The 5,166-nt window shown below is 71.9% G+C and carries 2 protein-coding genes; both read left to right on the top strand.

Translation table 11 applies throughout. The features are described from left to right. On the top strand, positions 1-4,509 hold a 4,509-nt coding region (locus ACZ7H1_RS02950; protein ID WP_470783154.1), incomplete at its 5' end, for an RHS repeat-associated core domain-containing protein. Continuing rightward, the gene (locus ACZ7H1_RS02945; protein ID WP_470783152.1) at positions 4,509-5,039 is read left to right on the top strand and encodes a hypothetical protein; all 531 of its coding nucleotides are present in this window, start codon (positions 4,509-4,511) and stop codon (positions 5,037-5,039) included. The genes ACZ7H1_RS02950 and ACZ7H1_RS02945, both read left to right, overlap by 1 nt. Positions 5,040-5,166: the final 127 nt, after the last annotated feature.

The raw sequence follows: 5,166 nt of genomic DNA, 5'->3' as shown, positions 1-5,166 counted from the left end.
CACTACAACCTGGGCTGGTCGGCCTGGAAGACCTTCACGGTCGACACCGCCGCCCCCTCCGCCCCCACCGGCATCACCTCGACGGACTACCCGTCTTCGGCGTGGGTCAAGGGCGCGGGCCAAGCGGGCACGTTCAGCGTGACCCCGCCCGCCGCCGACCACAACTGGCTCGAGTGGTCGCTGGACGGCACCACCTGGACCAAGGTCGAAACCGGTGGCGCCGCGGGTGCGAAGGCGATATCCATCGCCCCGCCCAAGGACGGCACCCACACCCTCCAGGTCCGTGCGGTCGACAAGGCGGACAACAAGTCCGAGGCGATCGAGTACACCTTCCACGCCGGCCCGGGCGGCTTCGTCCAGCCGAGCGCAGGTGAGCGTACCGCCCGCCGCCTTCCGCTGGTCGCGGAGGCCGACGGGGCCAAGTTCAACAGCGTCTCCTTCTCCTGGCGCCGTTCCGAGGCCGACCCCTGGGTGGCCATCCCGGCCGGTGACGTCACCTCCGGCGGCACCCCGCTCACCGCGTGGCCCGTCCCGATGACCGGCGGCAAGAACGCCCCGCTGGTCTGGAACACCACCGACACCGTCAACCCCGACGGCACGGTCCAGATCAAGGCCGACTTCACCGGTCCGGCCTCCGCCGCGGGTGCCACCGAACCCCTGTCGGTCGTCGTGGACCGCAACGCCACCGGCGCGGCCACCGACGAGGTGGGCCCGGGTTCCCTGAACCTGCTCACCGGTGACTACACCCTCTCCGCCACCGACGCGTCGGCGTTCGGCCTCTCGGTCTCCCGCACCGCCTCCTCCCGCACCCCCGAGAAGGGCGCGCAGCAGGAGGGCCAGGCCGCGATCTTCGGCAAGGAGTGGGTCTCCGGCACGGTGGCCGAGGCCACCAACTCCGAGTACTCGCACGTGCGCCGGATCTCCGACACCGCCGTGGACGCCGTGCTCGCCGACGGCAGCAGCGTCAACTTCACCGCGAACGCCTCGAAGAACGGCTGGATACCCGAGCCCGGCTACGAGGACCTGACGCTCGCCGGCAGCGTGACCGGCACGTTCACCCTCTCCGACCCCGAGGGCACGGTCACCACCTTCACGAAGCCCGACGCGGCCTCCGAAACCTGGCAGCTCTCCAGCAGCCTGGTGGACGGCCTCGCCAACACCACCACCACGGTCGTCTCCGAGACCGTGACCGTGGACGGGAAGAAGCTGGCCCGCCCCAAGCGGATCATCGCCCCCACCTCGGGCGCCTCGGCCGCCGCCTGCACCGCGGCCCCCGCCACCAAGGGCTGCCGCGCGCTGGAGTTCGTCTACGCGACGGCCACCACCGCCACCGGCCACAGCACCAGTGCCGAGTTCGGCGACTTCACCGGCCAGGTGAAGGAGATCCGCCAGTGGTCGACCGAGCCCGGCGCGGCCTCGGCCACCTCCAAGGCGGTGTCCACCTACCGGTACGACGCCTCGGGCCGGCTGCGCCAGCAGTGGAACCCCCTCCTGTCGCAGGGCACCCAGTCCCAGTACGGGTACGACACCGCCAACCGCGTCGACTGGCACCAGCAGAAGTCCGAGCTGCCCTGGTCCTTCACCTACGGCCAGGCCGGCAGCGCCGCCACCTCCGGTCCCGGCATGCTCCTGAAGGCCTCCCGTTCCGGCCTCCAGCAGGGCACCGCGGACGTGCAGCAGGGCACGAACACCACCTCGGTGGTCTACGACGTCCCGCTGACCGGCGCCAAGGCCCCCTACGCCATGGGCGCCGGCGACGTGAAGGCCTGGGGCCAGACCGACGCCCCGACCGACGCGACCGCCGTCTTCCCCGGTGACTCCGTCCCCGCCTCGCACTCCGGCGACGCGCTGACGAACACCGCCTACACCCGTGCCGACGTGCACTACCTCGGGGTCTCGGCCCGCGAGGTCAACACCGCCACCCCCGGCGGTCACATCGCCACCACCGAGCAGGACCGCTTCGGCAACACGGTCGGCAAGCTGTCGGCCGCCAACCGCGCCCTGGCCCTGGGCCTGACCGCCGCCGACCGTGCCGTGCAGGCCGACCTCGGCATCGCGGCCCTCCCGTCGGCCGAGCGGGCGGCGCTGCTGTCCACCAGCTCGGTCTACAACGCCGTCGGCACCCGCAAGGTGGAGGAGTTCGGCCCGCTGCGGCGGATCGACCTGACCGCCGACCTCAAGTCCGGCTCCACCGTGCTGGTCCCGGCCGGCAGCTCGGTCACCGCCCGCTCCTGGACGGTCAACGAGTACGACGCCGGACGCCCGACTGACGGCACCGCCACGGTCAAGGACCAGGTCACCAAGGTCACCGTCGGTGCCCAGGTCCGCGATCACGCCACCGTCCTCGCCGAGCCCCGCGCCTCCGCGACCGTCTACGACTGGGCCAAGGGCCTGCCCGTCCAGGCGATCAAGGACCCGGGCGGTCTCGCCATCACCACCATCACCGAGTACGACGCCCAGGGCCGGGTCACCAAGGCCGTCCCGCCCGGCTCCACCGGCACCGACGCGCTCACCCGCGTGACCACGTACTGGTCGGCGACCGGCACCGGCACCTGCCAGGGCCGCCCCGAGTGGGCCGACCAGGTCTGCTCCACCGGCCCGGCGGGCGCGATCACCGGCGGCGGCACCAATCCGTCGCAGCTGCCGACCACCACCACCGAGTACAACTGGTGGGGCCACGCGTCCAAGACCGTCGACACGGCCAACGGCACCACCCGCACCACCACCGTCACCCATGACGGAGCCGGGCGCGAGGTGAAGAAGACCGTCACCGGCGGCCTCGGGCAGGCGGTTCCGGAGAAGACCACCGAGTACGACCCGGTCACCGGCCGCGCGGTCAGGACCGTGTCCCCGACCGGCGGCACCATCACCGAGGCGTTCGACAAGCTCGGCCGCCAGATCTCCTACACCGACGCCGACGGCGGCACGACCACGACCGAGTACGACCTGCTCGACCGCCAGGTCAAGGTCAGCGACAACAGCCCGTCCACCACCACCATCACCTACGACCACGCGCTCGAACCGCGCGGCCTGGCCACGAAGACCACCGACTCCATCGCCGGCGCCTTCCAGGCCACGTACGACGCCGACGGCTCGGTCAGCTCCGAGAAGCTGCCCGGCGGCTACACCCTCACCACCACCGAGGACACCACCGGCGTCACCCGGTCGCGCACCTACACGCGGGACAGCGACGGCACGGTCGTCTACACCGACCAGACCACCCAGTCCGTGCAGGGCCAGATCTCCGGCCACAGCGGCTGGTCCGACCAGCGCTACGGCTACGACAGTGCCGGGCGTCTCACCTCCGTCGAGGACACGGCCGACACGGTCTGCACCAAGCGGACGTACACCTTCGACATCCGCAGCAACCGCAAGTCCCTGAGCGCCGCGGCCGGCACCCCGGGCGCGGACTGCCCCACCAGCGCAGGCGCCACCACCACCCAGACCTACGACAGCGCCGACCGCCTCGTCGACGGCGGCTACACCTACGACAACCTCGGCCGGACCACCGCCCTGCCGGGCAGCACCGTCGGCTACTACGCCAACGACCTCGCCCACCAGGTGACCTCCGGAACCCAGCGGCAGACCTGGCAGCTCGACGCCGCCCTGCGCTTCCGCTCCTGGACCACCGAAACCGGCAGCGGCTCCACCTGGACCCAGACCGGCGCCAAGGTCAACCACTACGACAGCGACGGCGACAACCCGCGCTGGATCACCGAGGACACCTCGGGTGCGCTGACCCGCAACGTCGAGTCGGCCTCCGGCGACCTCGCCGCGACCACGAGCAAGACCGGGGACACCGTCCTCCAGCTCACCACGGTCCACGGCGACGTGGCCCTCCAGCTCCCGCTGGACACCTCCAAGGCGCCCGTCGCCCTGGACAGCCAGGAGTACGGAACGCCGCGTCCCGGACAGGCCGCGGTCCGCTACGGCTGGCTCGGCGCGAAGCAGCGCTCCGCAGAGACCCCCACGGGTGTGATCCTGATGGGTGCCCGCCTGTACAACCCGGCCACCGGCCGCTTCCTGTCCATCGACCCCGTCTACGGCGGCGGCGAGAACCTGTACGGCTACCCGGTGGACCCGGTCAACGCGTACGACCTGGACGGACAGGCCTGGGGCTGGCTGTACAAGAAGGCGGCCCGCTGGGGCGAGCGCAGGGCGCGCAAGGTCTACCGCGCGGTCAACGGATTCCACTCGCGCGCGCTCGGCGCTTGGACCGCGGGCTTCAGCCGCGGGTGGGGCTACCGGTGCAGCTACCGGTACGGCATGCGGGTCTGCTCCGGCGGAGTCGGCATGCACTCCCGGGGCGGCACCACGATCGGAACGACCTTCTTCACCTCGAACCGCAACCCCAGCTACGAGCTCATGCGGCACGAGAAGCGCCACCGCGCGCAGTGGAACCGGTATGGTCTGCGCTTCGCCTACATGTACTTCCGCGCGGGCGTCAACCCCTGCTACAACCGCTGGGAACGCCGGGCGGACTACCGCGACGGAGGGTACAACTGCTGATGGACACAGCACGCGGCAGCGGACGCCGTAACACCGCGCTGCTCGTGACCCTCGGCGTACTGCTCACCCTGGGCCTGATCACCGTTGCCGGCGTGTGGGTGTCCGGGATCGCGAGGATGTCCGCCCCGGACGAGCCCGTCGCCCTCGGCATGCGCATCGACGACGGCCGCATCTCCGTCAAGGGCCCGCTGTGCCCGGACGAGAAGGCCGCGGCGGTCAAGGTGCGGGACGGGGCGAGCGGGAAGCTCCTGTGGCAGGGCACCGGACCGCGCACCCCCGAGGGCGTGCGCGGCGAGGTCACCCTGTGGCAGGCCGAAGGCTTCCGGACCGCTTCGCCCGGACAGCAGCCCGATCCCCTGCCCCGGGAGCTGGACGTCTCCGTGAAGGACGCGGCCGACGCCGGGCCGGGCACGGTCTTCGACACCGCCGAAGTCGCGGCGGCGAAGCTGCCCGCGGGCACGTACTGGACTCCGTACGGGCCCAAGTCCGCCGCCGAGATCGACGCGCAGTACCGCTGCGGCCGCTCGTAGGCGACGGCGTACCGAACGTGTGCCGGGGGGGGCGCGACGGGGGGGGGGGGAAGGGGACTCACCCCCCCCCTGCCTGGACCGGCATCGCTACCGGGAGCGGGGGGGAGAAAAGGGCGCAAAGGATGTG

It is taken from the genome of Streptomyces sp. NPDC037401 (genome assembly GCF_055602345.1).
Note: the sequence above shows the minus strand (reverse complement) of the source record. Positions and strands in the feature narration are given on the sequence as shown.